The organism is Actinophytocola sp. (assembly GCF_036002505.1).
Classification (GTDB): Bacteria; Actinomycetota; Actinomycetes; order Mycobacteriales; family Pseudonocardiaceae; genus DASYTH01.
In genome coordinates this window covers 1-19,107 of record NZ_DASYTH010000125.1, presented here as the reverse complement: position 1 = coordinate 19,107, position 19,107 = coordinate 1, and the positions used below count along the sequence as shown (strand labels likewise).

At 73.0% G+C, this 19,107-nt stretch carries 13 protein-coding genes and 1 pseudogene; 11 read left to right on the top strand and 3 right to left on the bottom strand.

The features are described 5' to 3' along the window. Positions 1-3: 3 nt before the first annotated feature. On the bottom strand, positions 4-687 hold the full coding sequence (locus VGR06_RS10945; RefSeq protein ID WP_327558898.1) for a M23 family metallopeptidase: 684 nt from the start codon (positions 685-687) through the stop codon (positions 4-6). A 527-nt stretch (positions 688-1,214) separates the two neighbouring features. Here VGR06_RS10945 and VGR06_RS10940 point away from each other — a divergent pair. The 10 genes and pseudogenes from VGR06_RS10940 to VGR06_RS10895 all read left to right on the top strand — a co-directional run bounded on the left by VGR06_RS10940 (position 1,215) and on the right by VGR06_RS10895 (position 15,817). Next, positions 1,215-3,044 carry a hypothetical protein gene (locus VGR06_RS10940; RefSeq protein ID WP_327558897.1) on the top strand — a complete coding sequence of 610 codons (1,830 nt, stop codon included), beginning with the start codon at positions 1,215-1,217 and terminating at the stop codon, positions 3,042-3,044. An 86-nt stretch (positions 3,045-3,130) separates the two neighbouring features. Further along, positions 3,131-4,312, top strand: a pseudogene (sucC, locus tag VGR06_RS10935) (ADP-forming succinate--CoA ligase subunit beta); the annotation flags it as partial. A gap of 6 nt (positions 4,313-4,318) precedes the next feature. Next, on the top strand, positions 4,319-5,215 hold the full coding sequence (gene sucD, locus VGR06_RS10930; protein ID WP_327558896.1) for a succinate--CoA ligase subunit alpha: 897 nt from the start codon (positions 4,319-4,321) through the stop codon (positions 5,213-5,215). A gap of 154 nt (positions 5,216-5,369) precedes the next feature. Further along, a complete protein-coding gene (locus tag VGR06_RS10925; protein WP_327558895.1) occupies positions 5,370-6,071 on the top strand; it encodes a DUF5336 domain-containing protein in 702 nt (233 codons plus the stop codon). 152 nt (positions 6,072-6,223) lie between these two features. Next, a complete protein-coding gene (locus tag VGR06_RS10920; protein WP_327558894.1) occupies positions 6,224-7,567 on the top strand; it encodes a DUF6350 family protein in 1,344 nt (447 codons plus the stop codon). A 53-nt stretch (positions 7,568-7,620) separates the two neighbouring features. Then, the gene (gene purN, locus VGR06_RS10915; protein WP_327558893.1) at positions 7,621-8,253 is read left to right on the top strand and encodes a phosphoribosylglycinamide formyltransferase; all 633 of its coding nucleotides are present in this window, start codon (positions 7,621-7,623) and stop codon (positions 8,251-8,253) included. A 77-nt stretch (positions 8,254-8,330) separates the two neighbouring features. Then, positions 8,331-9,878 (top strand): bifunctional phosphoribosylaminoimidazolecarboxamide formyltransferase/IMP cyclohydrolase, encoded by a 1,548-nt coding sequence (gene purH, locus VGR06_RS10910; protein ID WP_327558892.1) that lies wholly within the window; start codon positions 8,331-8,333, stop codon positions 9,876-9,878. Between the two features lie 88 nt (positions 9,879-9,966). Beyond that, entirely contained in the window at positions 9,967-10,662 is a 696-nt protein-coding gene (locus tag VGR06_RS10905) for a hypothetical protein (protein WP_327558891.1), read from the top strand. Between the two features lie 2 nt (positions 10,663-10,664). Next, positions 10,665-12,224: a DNA polymerase Y family protein gene (locus tag VGR06_RS10900; RefSeq protein WP_327558890.1), complete on the top strand. Its 1,560-nt coding sequence runs from the start codon at positions 10,665-10,667 to the stop codon at positions 12,222-12,224. Positions 12,225-12,382: 158 nt separating this feature from the next. Continuing rightward, positions 12,383-15,817, top strand: a complete 3,435-nt coding sequence (locus VGR06_RS10895; RefSeq protein ID WP_327558889.1) for an error-prone DNA polymerase — start codon at positions 12,383-12,385, stop codon at positions 15,815-15,817. Positions 15,818-15,830: 13 nt separating this feature from the next. On the opposite strand, the gene VGR06_RS10890 is transcribed toward VGR06_RS10895, so the two are convergent. Next, positions 15,831-16,235, bottom strand: a complete 405-nt coding sequence (locus VGR06_RS10890; protein ID WP_327558888.1) for a hypothetical protein — start codon at positions 16,233-16,235, stop codon at positions 15,831-15,833. A 185-nt stretch (positions 16,236-16,420) separates the two neighbouring features. Between VGR06_RS10890 and VGR06_RS10885 the strand changes: the two genes are divergently transcribed. Next, complete coding sequence (locus VGR06_RS10885) at positions 16,421-16,873, top strand: universal stress protein (RefSeq protein WP_327558887.1); 453 nt, start codon at positions 16,421-16,423, stop codon at positions 16,871-16,873. Positions 16,874-17,144: 271 nt separating this feature from the next. Here the strand turns inward: VGR06_RS10885 and VGR06_RS10880 are convergent. Then, positions 17,145-19,107, bottom strand: a 1,963-nt coding sequence (locus tag VGR06_RS10880) for a TNT domain-containing protein (protein ID WP_327558886.1), incomplete at its 5' end; no start/stop codon positions are given.

The following is a 19,107-nucleotide window of genomic DNA, read 5'->3' as shown; positions in this document are numbered from 1 at the left end:
GGCTCAGAGGGTGATGCCGCGGACGGCGAGCCAGGGGGCGGGGTTGAGCTTCTTGCCGGTGGCGTCCCAGATCTCGAAGTGCAGGTGCGGGCCGGTGGAGTAGCCGCGGTTGCCCATCCGGGCGATCTGCTCGCCGGCCTTGACGCGCTGGCCTTCGTGCACCGAGAAGGTGTCCACGTGGCCGTACACGCTGACCGTGCCGTCGTCGTGCTGGATGCGGACCCACAGGCCGAAGCCGCTGGCCGGGCCGGCCTCGATGACGGTGCCGTCGGCGACCGCGCGGATCGGGGTGCCGATGCGGTTGGCGATGTCCACGCCGTAGTGGGTCGTTCCCCACCGCGAGCCGAAACCGGAGGTGAACGTGCCCTCGGCGGGCTTGACGTACTTGCCCCGGGTGGCCTCGTCCTGCTTGGCCTTGAGGTCCGCCAGCCGGGCCTGCATGGCGCGGTCGCTCGCGGCCATCTTCTGGGCCTCGGCGGCCCCGTCGGTGCCACGTGCCACGGTGAGCACGTCCGGCGCGGCGACGTTGTCCCCGCCCATGCCCATCATGGCCGACACGTCGTTGGCGTCGGCGAGCGGAGCGATGTCGTTGGCGGCCGGTTGCCGAGGTCCCTGCAGGGTCTGCCCGGCCGCCGCGGCGGCGAACGCGCCGAGAGCGACGGCGGCGACCACGACCCGGCCCCGCACCGCGGAGGACGGTGAGGCGACCCGGTAGGTACCGGTGGTAGTGCTGCGGTTGCCCTCGGTGCGCGCGGGTGCATACCTGCGTACCTCGGGCTGCTGCTGCCTGGATACCGCATGGGAGCGGTGTCGACTCAAGGCCTGCCCTTCCGTCTTCGGGGAGCCCGGTCGGGCACCTCCGGCTCGTGGGGGCGAGCCTTCGGCCTGGACACCGGGCGGGGGAACCCGGCTGAGTCGACGTCGGGGGTTGCCGACTCTGTCCAATTCGTGACCGGACTGTGACAACGGACGGCGGGACAGTAACGAACGGGGAGCGCTCTGGGCAACTTCCGGACGGTGTGTCGGCCAATCGGGTGGATCTCGAACAGGTTCGTGCGCTGCGGCTATGACGGAAAGTATCGATTGTATTACTCCACCACTGTGAGCTTGGTTACACGATTGGGCTGAACCTGTGACGGCGTTCCGACGTAACGGATGACTTTCCGGCAGCTGTCCGCGGGCCCGCTCCGTCCACTTGCTAGCGTTGCCGGGCAATGACTGAGCGGACTCGAGTGCCGCACGCCCACCCGGCGGAAGGGCGGCGTGCGCCCGAGGAGACCGCGGATGAGGGCGGGCTGCTCGAGGAACCCACCCCGTCCCGCTGGTCACAGATTCCCCTCCGGCTCCGCGTGGCCCTGCTGGTCTCGGTTCTCGGCGCGGCCCTGATGATCACCGGCCCGGCTCTCGGGCTGGTCGGCGACCAGCCGCCGGCCGGTTTCGCCGCCCTGCCGCTGCTGATCGCGCTGGCGCTGCTGGCCCCGCTGTCCGCCCTGGTCGCGGTGCTCTCCGGGCGGCTGCTCCTGGCCTCCGGCGTGCTGATCGGCTTCGCGCTGCTGGCCCCCGGCCGGGCGCTGACCGACCTGCAGTTCGCCCGGGACGCCCTGCTCTCCTCGCGGCCGGAGCTCATGGTGCCGACCAGCCTGGCGCCGCTGACCGCGAGCACCGGGCTGTGGCTGCTGATCGCCGGCCACGTCGCGGCCGCGGTCGCCGGCGCGCTGGTCGCCGGCACGGCCGGGGCCGAGCCCGGGTCGGCCTACGCCGAGCAGCTCGACGACACCGCCGGCCCGCGCGAGCTGATCGCCCGCCGGTACCTGGTCGGCGCCGCCATCGCCGGCGCGGCGGTCGTCACCGTCGGCCTGTTCCGCCCGGTTTTCCGCTCGCGCAACGCGTTCCTGCTCGCCCGCGAGCTGATGGACAACCCCACCCTGGTCCGGCTCGGCGGGCTGGTCACCATCGGCGCGGTGGCGCTGGGCCTGGTGTTCGCCACCAGCTCGGCGCGGGCGGCCACCACCAAGGGCGTGCTGCTCGGCCTGCTCGCCGGGCTCGCCGGGGTGTTCCTGCCGGGCATGGTGGCCGGCCAGACCGTGGACCGGCTGGAACCGGCCACCGAGCCGTACTACGCCCTGTCCGCGGTGGTCGTACTCCTCGTCGTGGTGTTCCTGGTGCTCGGCACCCACACCAGCGTGGGCATCCCGCAGCGGCTGCTCGAGCTGCGCTGGCTGCACCGCCTGGCCGGGGCGTTCGGGGTGCTGACCGGGATCGCGGCGATCATCGGTGGCCTGGGCACACAGCTCGTTGTCGGAGCGAGCCTGGACCAGCCGGCGAGCTACGCCAACCGGCCGGTGGTCGCGGCCGGGGTGCTCGTCGCCCTGCTCGGCGCGGCGCTGTTCGCCGGCCGGGTGGCGGCCACGGTCCGGCCGGCGTTCACCGTCGCGCTGGTCTCCGTCGTGGTGGCCGGCGCGGGTGCGCTGGACGCGGCGCTGACCGGCGCGGGCGAACTGGGCGAGGCGCTGCCGGGGGCGAACGTCCGGCCGGCGGTGAACGTCGGCTACGGCGTCTGGGTCACCGGCGCGGCGATGATCATCGCGGTGGTGGCGGCGGCGTGTGCCGGCCTGGCGGGCACCACCGAGCGCGACGAGGTGGATCTCACCGAGCGCGGCCCGAACCGTGTCCTGATCATTCCGTCGGCCGCGGCGGTCCTGCTCGCCGTGGGAGCGTTCGCGCTGCCCGCGGTCCGCGCGCCGGACTTCGTGGCACCGGGTATCTGGGCGGACTTCCGGCTCACCTCGTGGGGCCTGCTGCTCGGGCTGCTCGCCGTGGTCGCGGCCGCCGCCCTGGCGCCGGTGTCCCGCCCGCCGCGCGCGGTCGCCCTGCTGCTGGGTGCCGCCGGGGTGGTCGGCGTGCGCCTGCTGGAGTTCCCGCTCACCGGCGACCGGGCCGCCGCGTCCACCCCGGGGCCGGGCACCTGGCTCGCGTTGGGCTGCTTCGTGATGCTCGGCATCGCGGCCGTGGTTGCCCTTGTCTCCCAACTCAAATCGGAGTGAGCATCCTCACCAGGTGCGCTGTGACGTCCTGATCTCCAGGTCGCTAGGGTCCTTTCGTCCGACGGCGCCGAGTCAGGAGACATCGCGAAGTGGATCTGTACGAGTACCAGGCGAAGGAGCTCTTCGCCGCGCACGGCGTCCCGGTGCTGCCGGGCACCGTGGTGGACACGCCCGACGCGGCCGGTGCGGCCGCCGCGGAGTTCGGCCAGATGGTGGTGGTCAAGGCCCAGGTGAAGACCGGCGGCCGGGGCAAGGCCGGCGGCGTCAAGCTGGCCACGGGTCCGGACGAGGCCCGGGTGAAAGCCGAGGGCATCCTGGGGCTGGACATCAAGGGCCACATCGTGCGCCGCGTGCTCGTCACCCCGGCCTCGGACATCGCGCAGGAGTACTACTTCTCGTTCCTGCTGGACCGGGCCAACCGCACGTTCCTGGCGATGGCCTCGGCCGAGGGCGGCATGGAGATCGAGCAGCTCGCGGTGGAGCGGCCGGATGCGCTGGCCAAGGTCCCGGTCGACCCGATCGCCGGCGTGGACCTGGCCAGGGCGCGCGAGATCGTTGCCGCGGCGAACTTCCCGGCCGAGGTGGCCGAGGAGGCGGCCGAGGTGGTGGTCAAGCTCTGGGAGACGTTCGTCGCCGAGGACGCCACGCTGGTCGAGGTGAACCCGCTGGTCCGCGACCCGCAGGACACGATCGTCGCGCTGGACGGCAAGGTCACGCTGGACGACAACGCCTCGTTCCGGCACCCGGCGCACGCCGCGCTGGTCGACCAGAGCGCCGAGGATCCCCTTGAGGCGAAGGCGAAGGAGAAGGACCTCAACTACGTCAAGCTGGACGGCCAGGTCGGGATCATCGGCAACGGCGCCGGCCTGGTGATGTCCACTTTGGACGTTGTGGCTTACGCGGGTGAGGAGTTCGGCGGCGTGAAGCCGGCCAACTTCCTCGACATCGGCGGCGGCGCGTCGGCCGAGGTGATGGCCAACGGGCTGGAGATCATTCTCTCCGACCCGGACGTGCGCAGCGTCTTCGTGAACGTGTTCGGCGGGATCACCGCGTGCGACGCCGTGGCCAACGGCATCGTGCAGGCGTTCCGGCTGCTGGAGTCCCGCGGCGACGAGGTGAACCGGCCGATCGTGGTGCGGCTGGACGGCAACAACGCCGTCGAGGGCCGCCGGATCCTCACCGAGGCGGCGCTGCCCGGCCTGCAGCAGGTGGACACCATGGACAACGCGGCCCGGGTGGCCGCCCAACTTGCCGCACAGGGGGCGTGATCCGCGATGGCGATCTTCCTCAACGAGCAGAGCCGGATCATCGTGCAGGGCATGACCGGCTCCGAGGGCACCCGGCACACCCGGCGGATGCTGCGCGCCGGCAGCAACGTGGTCGGCGGCGTCACCCCGGGCAAGGGCGGGCAGAGCGTCGACTTCAGCGACGTCACCTCGGGCCTGTTCCTGCCGGTGTACAACTCGGTCGGTGAGGCCATGTCGGCCACCGGCGCGGACGTGACGGTGGTGTTCGTGCCGCCGCGGTTCGCCAAGGCCGCCGTCGTGGAGGCCATCGACGCCGGGATCGGGCTCGCAGTGGTGATCACCGAGGGCATCCCGGTGCACGACACGGCGTCGTTCTGGGCGCACGCCTGCGCCACCGGCAACAAGACCCGGATCATCGGCCCGAACTGCCCCGGCGTGATCTCCCCGGGCAAGTCCAACGCGGGCATCATCCCGGCCGACATCACCGGCCCCGGCGTGATCGGCCTGGTGTCCAAGTCCGGCACGCTGACCTACCAGCTCATGTACGAGCTGCGGGACATCGGGTTCTCCTCGGCCGTCGGCATCGGCGGCGACCCGGTCATCGGCACCACGCACATCGACGCGCTGGCGGCCTTCCAGGACGACCCGGAGACCGAGCTGATCGTGATGATCGGCGAGATCGGCGGCGACGCCGAGGAGCGCGCGGCCGCCTACATCAAAGAGAACGTGACCAAGCCCGTCATCGGCTACGTCGCCGGCTTCACCGCTCCCGAGGGCAAGACCATGGGCCACGCCGGCGCCATCGTCTCCGGCTCCTCCGGCACCGCGGCCGCCAAGAAGGAGGCCCTCGAGGCGGCCGGCGTGAAGGTGGGCAAGACCCCGTCCGAGACCGCCGATCTCGCCCGCCAGCTCGTGCGTGGCTGATTGTGAGACTCGTGGGGTGGCCGGGTACGCCGTTGGTGTAGCGTCCGGCCCCACAACGGGGAATTCTGGCCCGGAACCAGTCGGCGCCGGTGACCGTCGGAACTCCCGATTTCGTTGCCGTGACGCGTCGAGTGAAGCTGAGGAGTAGCGCGCGATGACCTACCCAGGAGGGCCTGGCGGGTACCCGGGGCAGGGCCCGCAGCAACCGCAACCCGGTCCCGGTCCCGGCTACGGCGGGCCGGCCGCGGGCGGTCCGCGGCAGCTGAACATTCCGCAGATCGCCTACCTGGTCACGGGTGGGCTCGGCGTGCTCAACCTGTTCCTCGCCTTCGCCTCGCTGACCGGCGGAAGCTCGTCCGTGCGCGGCGTGGACATCCCCGGCACGAGCTTCTACGAGGGCGGATTCGGCTGGGTGCCGGGCCTGCTGCTGATCTCCGCCCTGACGGCGCTGTTCAGCCTGCTGCCCGGAGACTACAAGCCGGGTGTCTGGCCGGCGGTGTTCGCGGTGGGCGGCACGATCCCGTTCCTGTTTGCGGTGTTCCAGGCCGACGGGTCGCTGGGCACCGGCGCGGTGCTGGTGCTGATCTTCGGCATCCTGCAGATGCTCGCCGCGGTCGGCGCGTACCTGATGGACGCCGGCGTCATCAAGATCCCGCCGCCCGGCCACCAGCAGCCGCAGTACGGCCCGCCCGGTGGCTACGGCGGCCCGCCGCCCGGTCAGTACCCGCCGCCGCAGCCCGGCCAGTACGGCTCACCCGGCGCGCAGACCCAGTACCAGCCCCAGCCCGGCCAGTTCCCGCCCCCGCCCGGCCAGCACCCGGGCACCCCACCCGGCGGTTACCCCCAGCAAGGTTAAGAGGACTCACCAGCGGGGTGGCATCAACCCGATGCCACCCCGTTTTCGTACGTTCGGGACGGCGAGTCTGTGCACGTCAGGCCCTCACCCGGTTGGGGTGATGGCGGCGTGGCTCACCCGAATGGCCCAATGTGGGTGCGAGAGTGATCCACATGGTGTTGCTCCGGTCCGGTGCCCTCGAGGACGACCTCGGGATCGACGGGTGGGAGCCGATTCCGCTGGCCGCCCGGGTGCGGGTGCTGGCGGTGGCCGCGCTCGGGCCGCTGGTCACCGGGTACGCCGCGGTGGCCGCGATCTTCGCGCTGGTCACCTCGGTGGCCTCGCGCGCGCAGTTCACCACGACCGGGGTGCTGACCACGGCGATGCCCGGATGGCTTGCCGTGCACCAGGTTCCGGTCCGTGTCGAGGGGCACGTGCTGGGTGTGCTGCCGCTGCTGCCGACCCTCGCGGCGGTCGTGCTGATCGCCCGGACCGCCGCCGGCGCGGCGCACCGGCTGGAGCTCGAGACGCCGCGGGAGGCCGCCCAGGTGGTGGCCGCGATCTCCGGCGGGCACGCGATTTTCGGGCTGGCGCTGGGACTGCTGTGCGCGGGCCGGCCGGCGGCGGTGGACCCGCTGGCCGCGTTCTACTACCCGGCGCTGCTCGCCGCGGTGGCCGCGATCGCCGGGGTCGCCCGGCGGGGTGGCCTGCTCGCGGTGCTGCTCGACCGGGTGGACGGGGTGGCCCTGCGCGGACTGCGGGTCGGGGTGCTGGCCACCGTGGCACTGCTGGCGGCCGGCGCGCTCACCCTGAGCCTCGGCCTGGTCGCGTCGCTGCCCGCGGTCCGGGAGTTGTTCGCGCGCAACGCTTCCGGGCCGGGTAGCGGGCTTGGTCTGCTGCTGCTGTGCGCCGGGTACGTGCCCAACGCGGTCATCGCCGCGACGTCCTTCGTGGCCGGTCCGGGGTTCGCGCTCGGCGAGATCTCGTTGACACCGTTGACGTTCCGCGGCGGGCCGGTGCCGGGTCTGCCGCTGCTCGCCGCGCTGCCGGAGCGGACCGCGGTGTGGTGGCCGGTGCTGCTGGTGCTTCCGGTCGGGGTGGGCGTGCTGGTGGGGCGGCGGCTCCGGTACGCCGCAGAGGAGCCCCGGGACCGGCTGCGCGCGGTCGCCGTGGCCACCGCGGTGGTGGCGCTGAGCCTGGTGGTCCTGGCCGGCAGCGCGGGCGGCCCGGCCGGCGGCGGCCGGTTCGATCCGGTCGACCTGCGGGCGGCGTCGCTGTCGGTGGCCCTGGTCGCGTGGGTGGGTATCACCGGCGCCGTGGTGGCGTGGTTCGGCGGACCCCGCCCCGGGCCGGACGGTCCGGCCGGCCTGATCGACGACGAGGACGAGCCGTTCGACGACGCCGACGACGATGAAGACGACGAGTTCGAAGACGATGCGGACGACGCCGCGGAGACTCCTGACGACGCCGAGGAGCCGGCCGCCGGTGACGAGGACCTGGCCGCCGAGATCGACTAGCCGCCGCCTACGCTGGCCGTTGTCCCCCCAGCCTGAGACCCCGCCAGGAGATCATGCCCAGCCGCACCGACCCCGTACCCAGGCCGCCGGCCAGGGTCGCCGTCCTGGTGTCCGGCTCCGGGACGTTGCTGCAGGCGCTGCTGGACGCGGCGACCGGCGACTTTCCCGCGCGGGTCGTGGCCGTGGGCGCGGACCGGGACGGCATCGAGGGCCTGGCCCGGGCGCGCCGCGCGGAGATCCCGGAGTTCGTGGTGCGGCTGGCCGACCATCCCGACCGGGCCGCCTGGGACGCGGCGCTGGCCGGCGCGGTGGCCGCATACGAGCCGGATCTGGTGGTGTCCGCGGGCTTCATGAAGATCCTCGGCCCGGTGTTCCTGGACCGGTTCGCCGGCCGGGTGCTGAACACGCATCCCGCGCTGCTGCCGGCGTTTCCCGGCGCGCACGCGGTGGCCGACGCGCTCGCGCACGGGGTGAAGGTGACCGGGTGCACCCTGCACCTGGTCGACGCCGGGGTGGACACCGGGCCGATCGTCGCCCAGGAGGCGGTCGCGGTCGAGCCCGGGGAGGACGCCGGGAAGCTGCACGAGCGGATCAAGGTGGTGGAGCGCCGGCTACTGGTCGACGTGGTCGCCCGGATCGCCCGCGAGGGCCTGACCGTGACCGGACGAGAGGTGAGCATTCCGTGACTGCGCCCAATGGGGGCTCCGCCCCCAAACCCCCGGCCGGAGGCTCCGCCCCCGGACCCTCCCTTGAGCGGAGATCGGTGCGGCGCGCCCTGGTCGGGGTGTCCGACAAGGCCGGGCTGCTGGAACTGGCCACCGGGCTGCACGCGGCGGGTGTGGAGATCGTGTCCACCGGCGGCACCGCGCGGGTGATCGCCGACGCGGGCGTGCCGGTGACGCCGGTCGAGGAGGTCACCGGCTTCCCGGAGTCGCTGGACGGCCGGGTGAAGACGCTGCACCCGCGGGTGCACGCCGGGCTGCTGGCCGATCTGCGCAAGCCGGAGCACCACCAGCAGCTGGTGTCCCTCGGCATCGCGCCGTTCGACCTGCTGGTGGTGAACCTCTACCCGTTCGCGGCCACCGTCGCCTCCGGCGCGGACCCCGACGAGTGCGTCGAGCAGATCGACATCGGCGGGCCGGCCATGGTGCGGGCCGCGGCCAAGAACCACGCCAGCGTGGCGGTCGTGGTGGATCCGTCCCGCTACGGCTGGGTGCTCGAGCGGGTCCGCGCCGGCGGATTCACGCTGGCCGACCGGCAGGCGCTGGCCGTGGCGGCGTTCCGGCACACCGCCGGCTACGACGTGGCGGTGGCGTCCTGGATGGGCAGCGCGCTGTCCCCGGACGACGAGGGCTCCGGCTTCCCCGGCTGGGCGGGTGCGAGCTGGACCCGCCGGGACGTGTTGCGCTACGGGGAGAACCCGCACCAGCGCGCGGCGCTCTACGTCTCCGAGTTCCCCCGCCCGGGCCTGGCCACGGCGGAACAGCTGCACGGCAAGGAGATGTCCTACAACAACTACGTCGACGCGGACGCCGCGTGGCGCGCCGCGTTCGACCACGAGCCGCCGTGTGTGGCGATCATCAAGCACACCAACCCGTGCGGCATCGCGGTGTCCACGATGGGCAACATCGCCGAGGCGCACCGCAAGGCGCACGCGTGCGACCCGGTGAGCGCGTTCGGCGGGGTGATCGCGGCCAACCGCGAGGTGAGCGTGGACATGGCCGAGCAGGTGGCCGAGGTGTTCACCGAGGTCATCGTCGCTCCGTCCTATACGGACGGTGCGGTGGATGTGCTGTCCCGCAAGAAGAACATCCGCATCCTGGTGGCCGCGCCGCCGGTGCGCGGCGGTCCGGAGTTCCGCGCGGTCTCCGGCGGGCTGCTCATGCAGACCACCGACGTCCTCGACGCTGAGGGCGACGACCCGGCCAAGTGGACGCTCGCCACCGGCGCCGCGGTCGACGAGGCCATGCTGGCCGATCTCGCCTTCGCCTGGCGCACCTGCCGCGCGGTGAAGTCCAACGCGATCGTCCTGGTCGACGACACCGCCACGGTCGGCGTCGGGATGGGCCAGGTCAACCGCGTCGATGCGGCCCGCCTGGCGGTCACCCGCGCCGGTGCGCGGGCCCGCGGCGCCGTGGCCGCCTCCGACGCGTTCTTCCCCTTCCCCGACGGCCTCCAGGTACTCCTCGACGCGGGCGTCCACGCCGTCGTTCAACCCGGCGGCTCGGTCCGCGACGCCGACGTCATCGCCGCCGCCGAGACCGCGGGCGTCCCCCTTTATCTCACCGGCACCCGGCACTTCGCGCACTGAGGCCCTTGAACCCGCCCTGACCCGCGGTTATTGTCAAGTTTGACATCGAACACGTGTTCGAGGCCGTTCGGTGCGGGGAGGGGTTGCCGTGTCGGTGACGGCACTTGGCTCGCTGGCCAGGACCACCGGGGTGGGTGTGGCCAGCGGACTCGGCGTGGCGCCGGCGGACCGGGCCCGGGTGCTGCCGGTGCACGACGAGCTGGCCGGACTGTTTCCGTGGGGTGGGCTGCGCCGCGGAAGCACGGTCGCGGTCCGCGGGTCGGTCTCGCTGCTGCTGGCCGTGCTGGCGGAGGCGACCGCCGCCGGGTCCTGGGCGGCGGTGGTGGGCATCCCGTGCCTGGGCGTGCAGGCCGCCGCCGAGTACGGGGTCGCGGTGGACCGGCTGGCCCTGGTGCCGCGCCCGGGCAGCCAGGCCGGCCTGGTGATCGCGGCGCTGCTGGACGGCGTGGACCTGGTCGCCGTCCCCGCGGCCGAGTTGAGCCAGGCGCACGCCCGCCGCCTGTCCGCGCGCGCCCGGCACCGGGGTTCCGTGCTGCTGCCCTACGGCGAGTGGCCCGCCGCCGACCTCGAGCTGACCTGCCTCGATGTCACGTGGTCCGGCCTCGGTGACGGCGCCGGCCACCTGCGCCAGCGCGAGATCACCGTCCAGGCCCAGGGCCGCGGCGCCGCCGCCCGACCCACCCGGACGAACCTCCTCCTGCCCGGTCCCGGCGGCACCGTCCGGCCCGCCTACCCCAGGGTCAGGTCCCTCCTCGAGCCGCGGCAACCCCGGGCGGCGGGCTGATCATGTCCGGGCAGCTGCTGGTGGTGTGGTGCCCGGACTGGCCGGTGGTGGCGGCCGCGTCGGTGCGCCGGACGCCGGCGCGGCTGCCGGTGGCGGTGGTCGGGGCGAACCGGGTGGTGGCGTGCTCGGTGGTGGCCCGGGCGGAGGGTGTGCAGCGGGGGATGCGGCGACGGGAGGCGCAGGGCCGCTGCCCGGAGCTGGTCGTGTTCGACGACGACCCGGTCCGGGACGCGCGGGTGTTCGAGCCGGTGGCGGCCGCGGTGGAGGAGCTCGCGGTCGGGGTCGAGGTGGTCCGGCCGGGGGTGGTCGCGGTGCCGGCGCGCGGCCCGGTCGGGTACTTCGGCGGGCCGGAGGCGGCGGCCGAGCGGCTGGTGGACCAGGTGGCGGTGCGCACCGGGGTGGAGTGCCAGGTGGGCATCGCCGGCGGGCTGTTCGCGGCCACCCTCGCCGCGCACCGCGGGCTGCTCATCCCGGCCGGTGAGACACCGGATTTCCTTGCGCCGCTGGGGATCCGCGAGCTGAACGGGCCGCACGCACCGGACCGGACCGACCTGGTGGACCTGCTGCGCCGGCTGGGGCTGCGCACCCTGGGCGCGTTCGCCGCGGTGCCGGAGAAGGACGTGGCGTCCCGGTTCGGCGCGGACGCGGTCCTCGCGCACCGGCTGTCCCGCGGGCTGGAGGAGCGCCCGCCGGCCCGCCGCCGCCCGCCGGACGACCTGTCCGTCACCGAGGTGCTGGACCCGCCGGTGGACCGGGTGGACTCGGCCGCGTTCGTGGCGCGGACCCTGGCCGAGCGGCTGCACGCCGGGCTGGCCGCGCACGGGCTGGCCTGCACCCGGCTCGGCATCAACGCCGGCACCGAGCGCGGCGAGGAGCTCACCCGGGTGTGGCGCTGCGCCGAGCCGCTCACCCCGTCCGGGATCGCCGACCGGGTGCGCTGGCAGCTCGACGGGTGGCTGCGCGCGGTGGACCGGCCGAGCGCCGGGGTGTCCGTGCTGCGCCTGGAACCCGTTGAGGTGGTTGAGGGTCAGGCGCTGCAGCTGGATCTCTGGCGCGGCGAGGGGCACGCCGTGGCGAACGAGCGGGCCGGCCGCGCGCTGGTGCACGTGCAGGGCCTGCTCGGTCCGGACGGGGTGCTCTCCCCGGTGCTCGGTGGCGGCCGCGGCCCGGCCGAGCGGGTGCGGCTGGTGCCGTGGGGGGACGAGCGGACCCCGCGCGCCGACCCGGATCCGCCGTGGCCGGGACGGTTGCCGGCGCCGTCGCCCAGCCTGGTGCTGTCCCGGCCGGTGGACGCCGCGGTCCTGGACGGGGAAGGCGCCGGTGTCGGGGTCACCGGACGGTTCGTGCTGACCGCGAAACCGCATCGGGTGGTGCTGAACGGCGACGCGCGCGAGGTGCGGGCCTGGGCCGGGCCGTGGCCGGCCGACGAGCGCTGGTGGGAGCCGGACCAGGCGCGCCGCCGGGCCCGGATACAGGTGCTGCTGGTTGACGGCGAGGAGCAGTCCGCGCTGCTGCTGGTGCACGAGCACGGGCGCTGGCTCGTCGAGGGTTGGTACGACTGATGGGCTGTCTCATGGATCATCGCGGAGGGGCTGACAAAGCCTCGCACCGACCAAACGCAACCTCAGGGGACCGTGACGGCACCCAGCCACGATCCACCAGCCATCCGCACCGATGGCTGGGACGTAACGACAGCAGATAATTCTGGAGAGGCGGGCTAGTGGGCTGGAACAACCCGCCGGTGAGCTGGGCCGAGCTGGAGCGGATCCTCTCTGGCCGGCGCGATACCGGTGCCGGCCCGCGGGGCGACGGCGGGGACAGCCCGGCCTGGAGCCGGCGTCGCGAACGGTACGTGCCGCCGGCCGGCATCGGGCCGCCGGGCGTCACGGATCAGGCCGACGGCGACAGCCGGGTGCCCTACGCCGAGCTGCACTGCCATTCCAACTTCAGTTTCCTCGACGGGGCAAGCCATCCCGAGGAGCTGGTGGAGGCGGCCGCGCTGCTCGGCCTGGACGCCATCGCCATCACCGACCACGACGGGATGTACGGCGTGGTGCGGTTCGCCGAGGCGGCAAGGGAACTGGGTGTGCGCACGGTGTTCGGCACCGAGCTGTCCTTCGACCTTTCCGAGCCACAGCGGGGGGTCCGGGGGGCGGAGCCCCGCCGGCCGGGGGTCTGGGGGCCTGGCCCCCAGAAGAGTGGGGTCGCCGACCCGGAGGGCGAGCACCTGCTGCTGCTGGCCGACCAGCAGGAGGGCTACCACCGGCTGTGCCGCACGCTCACCAACGGATATCTCACCGGGGGCGCGGAGAAGGGCCGGCCGGTCTACGACTTCGACCAGGTGGTGGCCGAGACCCGGGAGCACTGCGTGGTGCTCACCGGTTGCCGCAAGGGTTCCGTGCGCCGCGCGCTGGTCCACAGTGGACCGGAGGCGGCCTACGTGGAGCTCGGCCGGCTGGTCGGGGCGTTCGGCAAGGACCGGGTGCTGGTCGAGCTGACCGACCACGGCGGCCCGGAGGACTCCGCGCACAACGATCTCCTGTACGGGATGGCGAACGAGCTGGGTCTGGCCTGTGTGGCCACGAACGCCGTGCACTACGCCCATCCGAGCGGCGGTCGGCTGGCCGCCGCGATGGCCGCGGTGCGGGCCCGGCGCGGGCTGGACGAGCTGGACGGCTGGCTGCCGCCCGCGCCCACCGCGCACCTGCGGTCCGGAGCGGAGATGGCGCACCGGTTCCGCCGCTACCCGGGCGTGGTGCAGCGGGCCGCGGTGCTGGGCGTGGAGCTGGCCTTCCCGCTGGAGCTGATCGTGCCGCAGCTGCCGCCGTTCGACGTGCCGGCCGGCCACGACGAGATCAGCTACCTGCGCGAGCTGACCTACCGCGGCGCGGCGAAGAGGTACGGCACCTCCGCGGAGAACCCCAAGGCGTTCGCCCAGCTCGCGCACGAGCTCGACGTGATCGAGACGCTCGGCTACCCCGGTTACTTCCTCGTGGTGTGGGACATCGTGCGGTTCTGCCGGGAGGCGGGAATCCTGTGCCAGGGCAGGGGATCCGCGGCGAACTCGGCGGTCTGCTACGCGCTGGGCATCACCAGCGTGGACGCGGTGCGCTACGAGCTGCTGTTCGAGCGGTTCCTGGCGCCGGCCCGGGACGGCCCGCCGGACATCGACCTGGACATCGAGTCCGACCGGCGCGAGGAGGCCATCCAGTACGTCTACCGCAAGCATGGCCGCCGGCACGCCGCGCAGGTGGCCAACGTGATCGCCTACCGGGCCCGGTCCGCGGTCCGGGACATGGCCAAGGCGCTGGGTTACTCGCCCGGCCAGCAGGACGCCTGGAGCAAGCAGATCGACCGGTGGGGTCCGCTCAAGTCCACTGTGGACGAGAACGACCACGACGTGCCGCTGGCCGTGCTGGAGCTGGCCGGTCAGCTCGAGGACTTCCCGCGGCACCTGGGGATCCACTCCGGCGGCATGGTGATCTGCGACCGGCCGGTGAGCGAGGTCTGCCCGGTGGAGCCGGCCCGGATGAAGGACCGGACCGTGCTGCAGTGGGACAAGGACGACTGCGCCGCGGTCGGTCTGGTCAAGTTCGACCTGCTCGGCCTCGGCATGCTCTCCGCGCTGCACTACGTGATCGACCTGGTCTGTGACCACTATGGACGGTCGGTGGACATGGGTGAGCTGAACCTGTACGACGAGAAGGTCTACGCGATGCTGCAGAAGGCCGACTCGGTCGGAGTGTTCCAAGTGGAGAGCCGGGCGCAGATGGCCACGCTGCCCCGGTTGAAACCCGCGGAGTTCTACGACCTGGTGGTGGAGGTCGCGCTGATCCGGCCCGGCCCCATCCAGGGCGGCTCGGTGCACCCGTACATCCGCCGGCACAGCGGCGTCGAGGAGGTCACCTACGACCATCCGTTGCTGGAGAACGCGTTGCGCAAGACCAAGGGCGTGCCGCTGTTCCAGGAGCAGCTCATGCAGATCGCGGTGGACGTGGCCGACTTCTCCCCGGCCGAGGCGGACGAGCTGCGCCGGGCCATGGGTGCCAAGCGGTCCACCCGCCGGATGGAGCGGCTGCGCCAGCGGTTCTACGAAGGCGCCGCGGAACACGGCATCGACGAGGAGTTGGCCGGGCGGATCTACGAGAAGCTGGTGGCGTTCTCCAACTTCGGCTTCCCGGAGAGCCACGCGCTGAGCTTCGCGCTGCTGGTGTTCGCCAGCGCCTGGTTCAAGCTCTACTACCCGGCCGCGTTCTGCGCCGCGCTGCTGCGCGCCCAGCCGATGGGTTTCTACTCGCCGCAGTCGCTGGTGGCGGATGCCCGCCGGCACGGGGTGGTGGTGCGCGGCCCGGACGTCAACGCCAGCCTCGCGCACGCCACCCTGGAGCCGATGTGCGAGCAGTGTCGCAGGTTTCCCAACGAATGCCCGGTGTGCGGCATCGAGCGGCAACGCGCGGTGCGCCTGGGCCTCGGTTCGGTGCGCACCATCGGCAACGAGCTCGCCGAGCGCATCGTGGCGTCCCGTGTGGACGGTGGACCGTTCGTCAACATGGTCGACCTGGCCAGGCGAATCCAGCTGACCCGGGCCCAGGTCGAGGCGCTGGCCACGGCCGGCGCGTTCAGCTGCTTCGGGATCGAGCGGCGGGAGGCGCTGTGGGCGGCCGGCGCCGCGGCCGCCGACCGCCCGGACCGGTTGCCCGGCACCACGGTCGGCACGCACGCCCCGCCGCTTCCCGGCATGGACGAGATCGAGCTCGCAGTCGCCGACGTCTGGGCCACCGGCGTGTCCCCGGACAGCTTCCCCACCCAGTTCGTCCGCGAGCGGCTGGACCGGCTCGGCGCGCTGCCTGCCGCCCAACTGTCCGACGTGGACGATGGGACGCGGGTCCTGGTCGGCGGTGCGGTCACCCACCGGCAGCGGCCGGCCACCGCGGGCGGCGTCACGTTCCTCAACCTCGAGGACGAGACCGGCATGATCAACGTGATCTGCACGGTCGGCCTCTGGGCCCGCTACCGGCGTATCGCCCGCACCTCGCCGGCCCTGCTGGTCCGCGGCACCCTGGAGAAGGCCGAGGGCGCGATCAGCCTGCTCGCCGACCGCCTGCAACCCCTCGACCTGCGCCGGATGGTCACCAAGTCCCGCGACTTCCGTTGAGCCGGTCACTTACCTACGAATGCTCATGGCAAAGGTTTCGTGGCGCCGCGGCACCCAGCGCGTACAGCCCTCCCTTGAATGCGTACCAGACGCTCGGTTTTGCTGAGTACCTTTGGTTGATGACCAGGTACACCTTCTTCTTCGATCGAACCCTTTGCTCGTACTCACTGCGCAATCCTGTGAACCGCTCCGGCAGTCGAAGCTGGATCTCGTCAACGACAGGCAAGATCGCACAATATGGACAGGTGTCGCATGCGAAGATGTAGTTCAGCGGCCGCCCTGCGCTTTCCTTCGTGCCGTTGACCGTGATCTGCTCAGGCCTGGGCCCAGGTGCCACATGGACGTTCCGGTAGGCTTTCACGAATAGCAGGTCAAGAAGCATGGGGCCGAACTCACTCAGCGGACGAATCTTCGACACTGCGTCCTCCTTGGCGTTCACGGCCGTGCTGCGCGGACCCGGGGCACCGTGTGGGATCGCTTCTGTGCGTCGCTCTGTTTCAGAGAGAAGAGGAGCGCATCTCGCTCTTCGTCCGAGGTGGGATCGGTACCGCGCAGGTCGCTCTATTAGGTTTGTCAACCGCTGTCTCGCACTAGACTCCAGGGGTGCCAGCGGGCGAAGGCGAGTTCGAGATCGGCAAGGATGGGCTCGCGGTGGTCGTGGTCGGCGTGGACGGCGGCGGGCCGGGCATCAACGCGGCCGCCTGGGCGGCGGGTCTGGCCCGGCGTGAGCGGGCCCGGCTGGTGCTCGTCTACGTCGAGCCGCTGACCACCGCGGGTTACTGGACGCCGATCCCGTTGGCGGACAACACCGACGCCGGCACCGCGTTCGTGGAAGGCTTGCGCCACAACGCCGCCCTGTTCCTGGAATCGCAGGGCGTGCGCTGGGAGGTCGTCCACCACCGCGGCGACGCCGCCCGCGGCCTGGAGAAGGTCGCCGAGGAGATGCGCGCGGACTGCATCGTCATCGGCCGCTCCCACGACGGCACCGGCGCCCTCGGCTCCACCGCCAAGACCCTGATCAACCTGGCGACCCGCCCGGTCGTCGTGGTGCCCTAGCCATTGGCAGGGCCTTAGGTTGGTCTTTCGGGTGCGGCTGGGCACCGGAGCGGGGAGGGGTTCGGGTGGATCTTGTCGGTGCGGGTTTGGCGGGGCATGATCACCGTTTCGGGACGGAAGTGCTTGAAAATCGAGCACTTCCGTCCCCAACTGGTGATCTTGGCACCCGAACCGGCCCCGGCGAGCCGCCCAAGAAGAGCCCTGCGCCTCACAACCACTCTGTCAACCGCCGCCCAAATCCCCCACCGCCGCTCCAGCAAACCTCATCGCACTAGGCGGGCCGCGGCCGCCCGGGGACCTCGACGAGGCGGCCGTCGGCGAGCAGGTCGCCGACGGATTCCGGGAGAAGGTAGGCGGTGCCGCCGCCGGTCTGCTCGAACCACGGGATGGCGGAGCCACTGAGCGCCTGGAGCGGGCGGGCGACGCGGTAGGTGTGGAACGGCCGCTCGATCCACTCGGGGACCAGGGAGCGCTCCGCGTACGGGGTGCCGGCGGCGTAGGTGAGGTTGCCGTCCGGGTCGCCGAAGCGGTCGATCTCGGTGCCGGGCGCCAGCTCCATCAGCCGCTTGCCGCGGAACAGAGTCAGCGGCGGCTCACCGGGCAGCGGTTGGATCGGCCAGCGCTGGGTCGTCTGGGTGGCCGGCCGGGACGGCTCGGGCTCGCGCACGGCGACGCTCTGCGCGGGCGCCGCCATGGCCATGGTCGGCTGCGGCTCCCTGGGTTTGATAGTAAGTGGAGGTGCGGGCGGCGGCAGGTCCCGGGACGGCGGCTCGACCGGCTCGGCCTCGACCGTCGCCTGCTCGGCGGCCGGGGTGAACAGCGACGCGGCCTCGGCCACGGCCGGGTCGAGCCGGCGCCGGCCGCCTTCCGGCCGGTTCACCGGTTGGCGGCCGCTGTCGGGTTCGCTCGCTGGCCGGCGGTCGCCGTCGAGGTGGCCCGCCGAGGGGCGGCCGCCGGGCGGGCTCGCCGGGGGAGGGTCGTCGTCCACCCGAGGGGGTTCGGGCCGGCTCACCGGCGGCGGGCCGCTCTCCGGCCGGATCCCGGGCTCGCCAGGTGCCGCCGCGGGCTCAGCTGCCGCCCGCCGCCCACCGTCGAGCATGATCTTGCCGAGCAGGAACGCCGCCGCGTCGGCCACGTCCTCGAACACCGCTGGGGCGACGAACTCCCTTTCGTACCAACCGACCCGCCAGCCCTCGGGGGTCTGATCCATGGTCCACGTGCGCTCCGCCGGGGCGCCGATCCGGTAGGCCGACAGCGGTACGCCCAGCTCGACCAGGCGAACCCGGAGCGCGTCGAGGGTCGCCGCGGGCGGGCCCTGGGACGGCAACGCGGCCGGTGGCGGGGCGGGCGCGGTCCGCACCGCGGGAGGTGGAGGTTCGGCGGGCGGGCGTGGCGCCAGGACGGTCGGTGGTGGCTCCGGGGGCGGAGCGACCGGCGGACGCGGCGCCACGACGGTCGGCGCGGGCGCGGGTGGCCGTGGGGGAGCCGGCGGTGCCGGGGCGCCGCGACCGATGAACGCCGACGCCGCCCCGCGGGTCGGCTCGTCCACCTCGGGCACCCGGAACCCGGACCGCCGGATGTGGTCCACCAGCTCGGGTTCCGGCGCGGTGCCGTAGTTGTGCAGGTAGTAGTTGACCGCGGCCGGCCAGATCCAGGTGCCGTCGGTGTGGAAGGCCACCGGGACGGCCGGCTGCCCCTCGGCGTCGAGGTGGTCGACGTCGAGCCCGCGGCCCTGCATGATCACCGGCGCGGAGTTGAGGTAGCCGAGCACACCGGCCCGGTCGGCGTCCGGCACCGGCGGACGGTTCACCGCCGGGCGCCCGTCGGCCCCGGGCCCGTCGAAGATCCGCGCGACCCGGAACCGCGTCGGCGGTGCGGACGCCATCGGTACCGACACCGCCGGCGGCGCCGGGGTGCCCGCCGCCCGCCGCCGCAGCCAGTCCGGGGTGTTTCCCTCGGCGCGCGGGAACATCCGCAGCTCGTCGGCGAACGCAGCGGGCGGCGGCAGCACCGTCCATCCGGGCTCTTCCCGGTCGTAGTCCAGGTTGTAGCTGGACGGGTGGTCCAGCCGGTACCGCGCGTTGAACCAGGTCCCGCGGCCCTCCCGGTACATGCCGGCGCGCAGCCGGGCGAACAGGGCGCCGATCTCCTGCGGGACCGGCCAGTCGCCGGTCTCGTGGTTGTCGTAGACGATCTCGCCCTCGGCCTCGGCGTACCGTCCGACGGCGCGGTAG

Bases quoted from the DNA above. Each gene is read 5' to 3' on its own strand.
- VGR06_RS10940 (WP_327558897.1), top strand. From the start codon at position 1,215: ATGACTGAGCGGACTCGAGTGCCGCACGCCCACCCGGCGGAAGGGCGG.
- sucD (WP_327558896.1), top strand. From the start codon at position 4,319: ATGGCGATCTTCCTCAACGAGCAGAGCCGGATCATCGTGCAGGGCATG.
- VGR06_RS10925 (WP_327558895.1), top strand. From the start codon at position 5,370: ATGACCTACCCAGGAGGGCCTGGCGGGTACCCGGGGCAGGGCCCGCAG.
- VGR06_RS10920 (WP_327558894.1), top strand. From the start codon at position 6,224: ATGGTGTTGCTCCGGTCCGGTGCCCTCGAGGACGACCTCGGGATCGAC.
- purN (WP_327558893.1), top strand. From the start codon at position 7,621: ATGCCCAGCCGCACCGACCCCGTACCCAGGCCGCCGGCCAGGGTCGCC.
- VGR06_RS10900 (WP_327558890.1), top strand. From the start codon at position 10,665: ATGTCCGGGCAGCTGCTGGTGGTGTGGTGCCCGGACTGGCCGGTGGTG.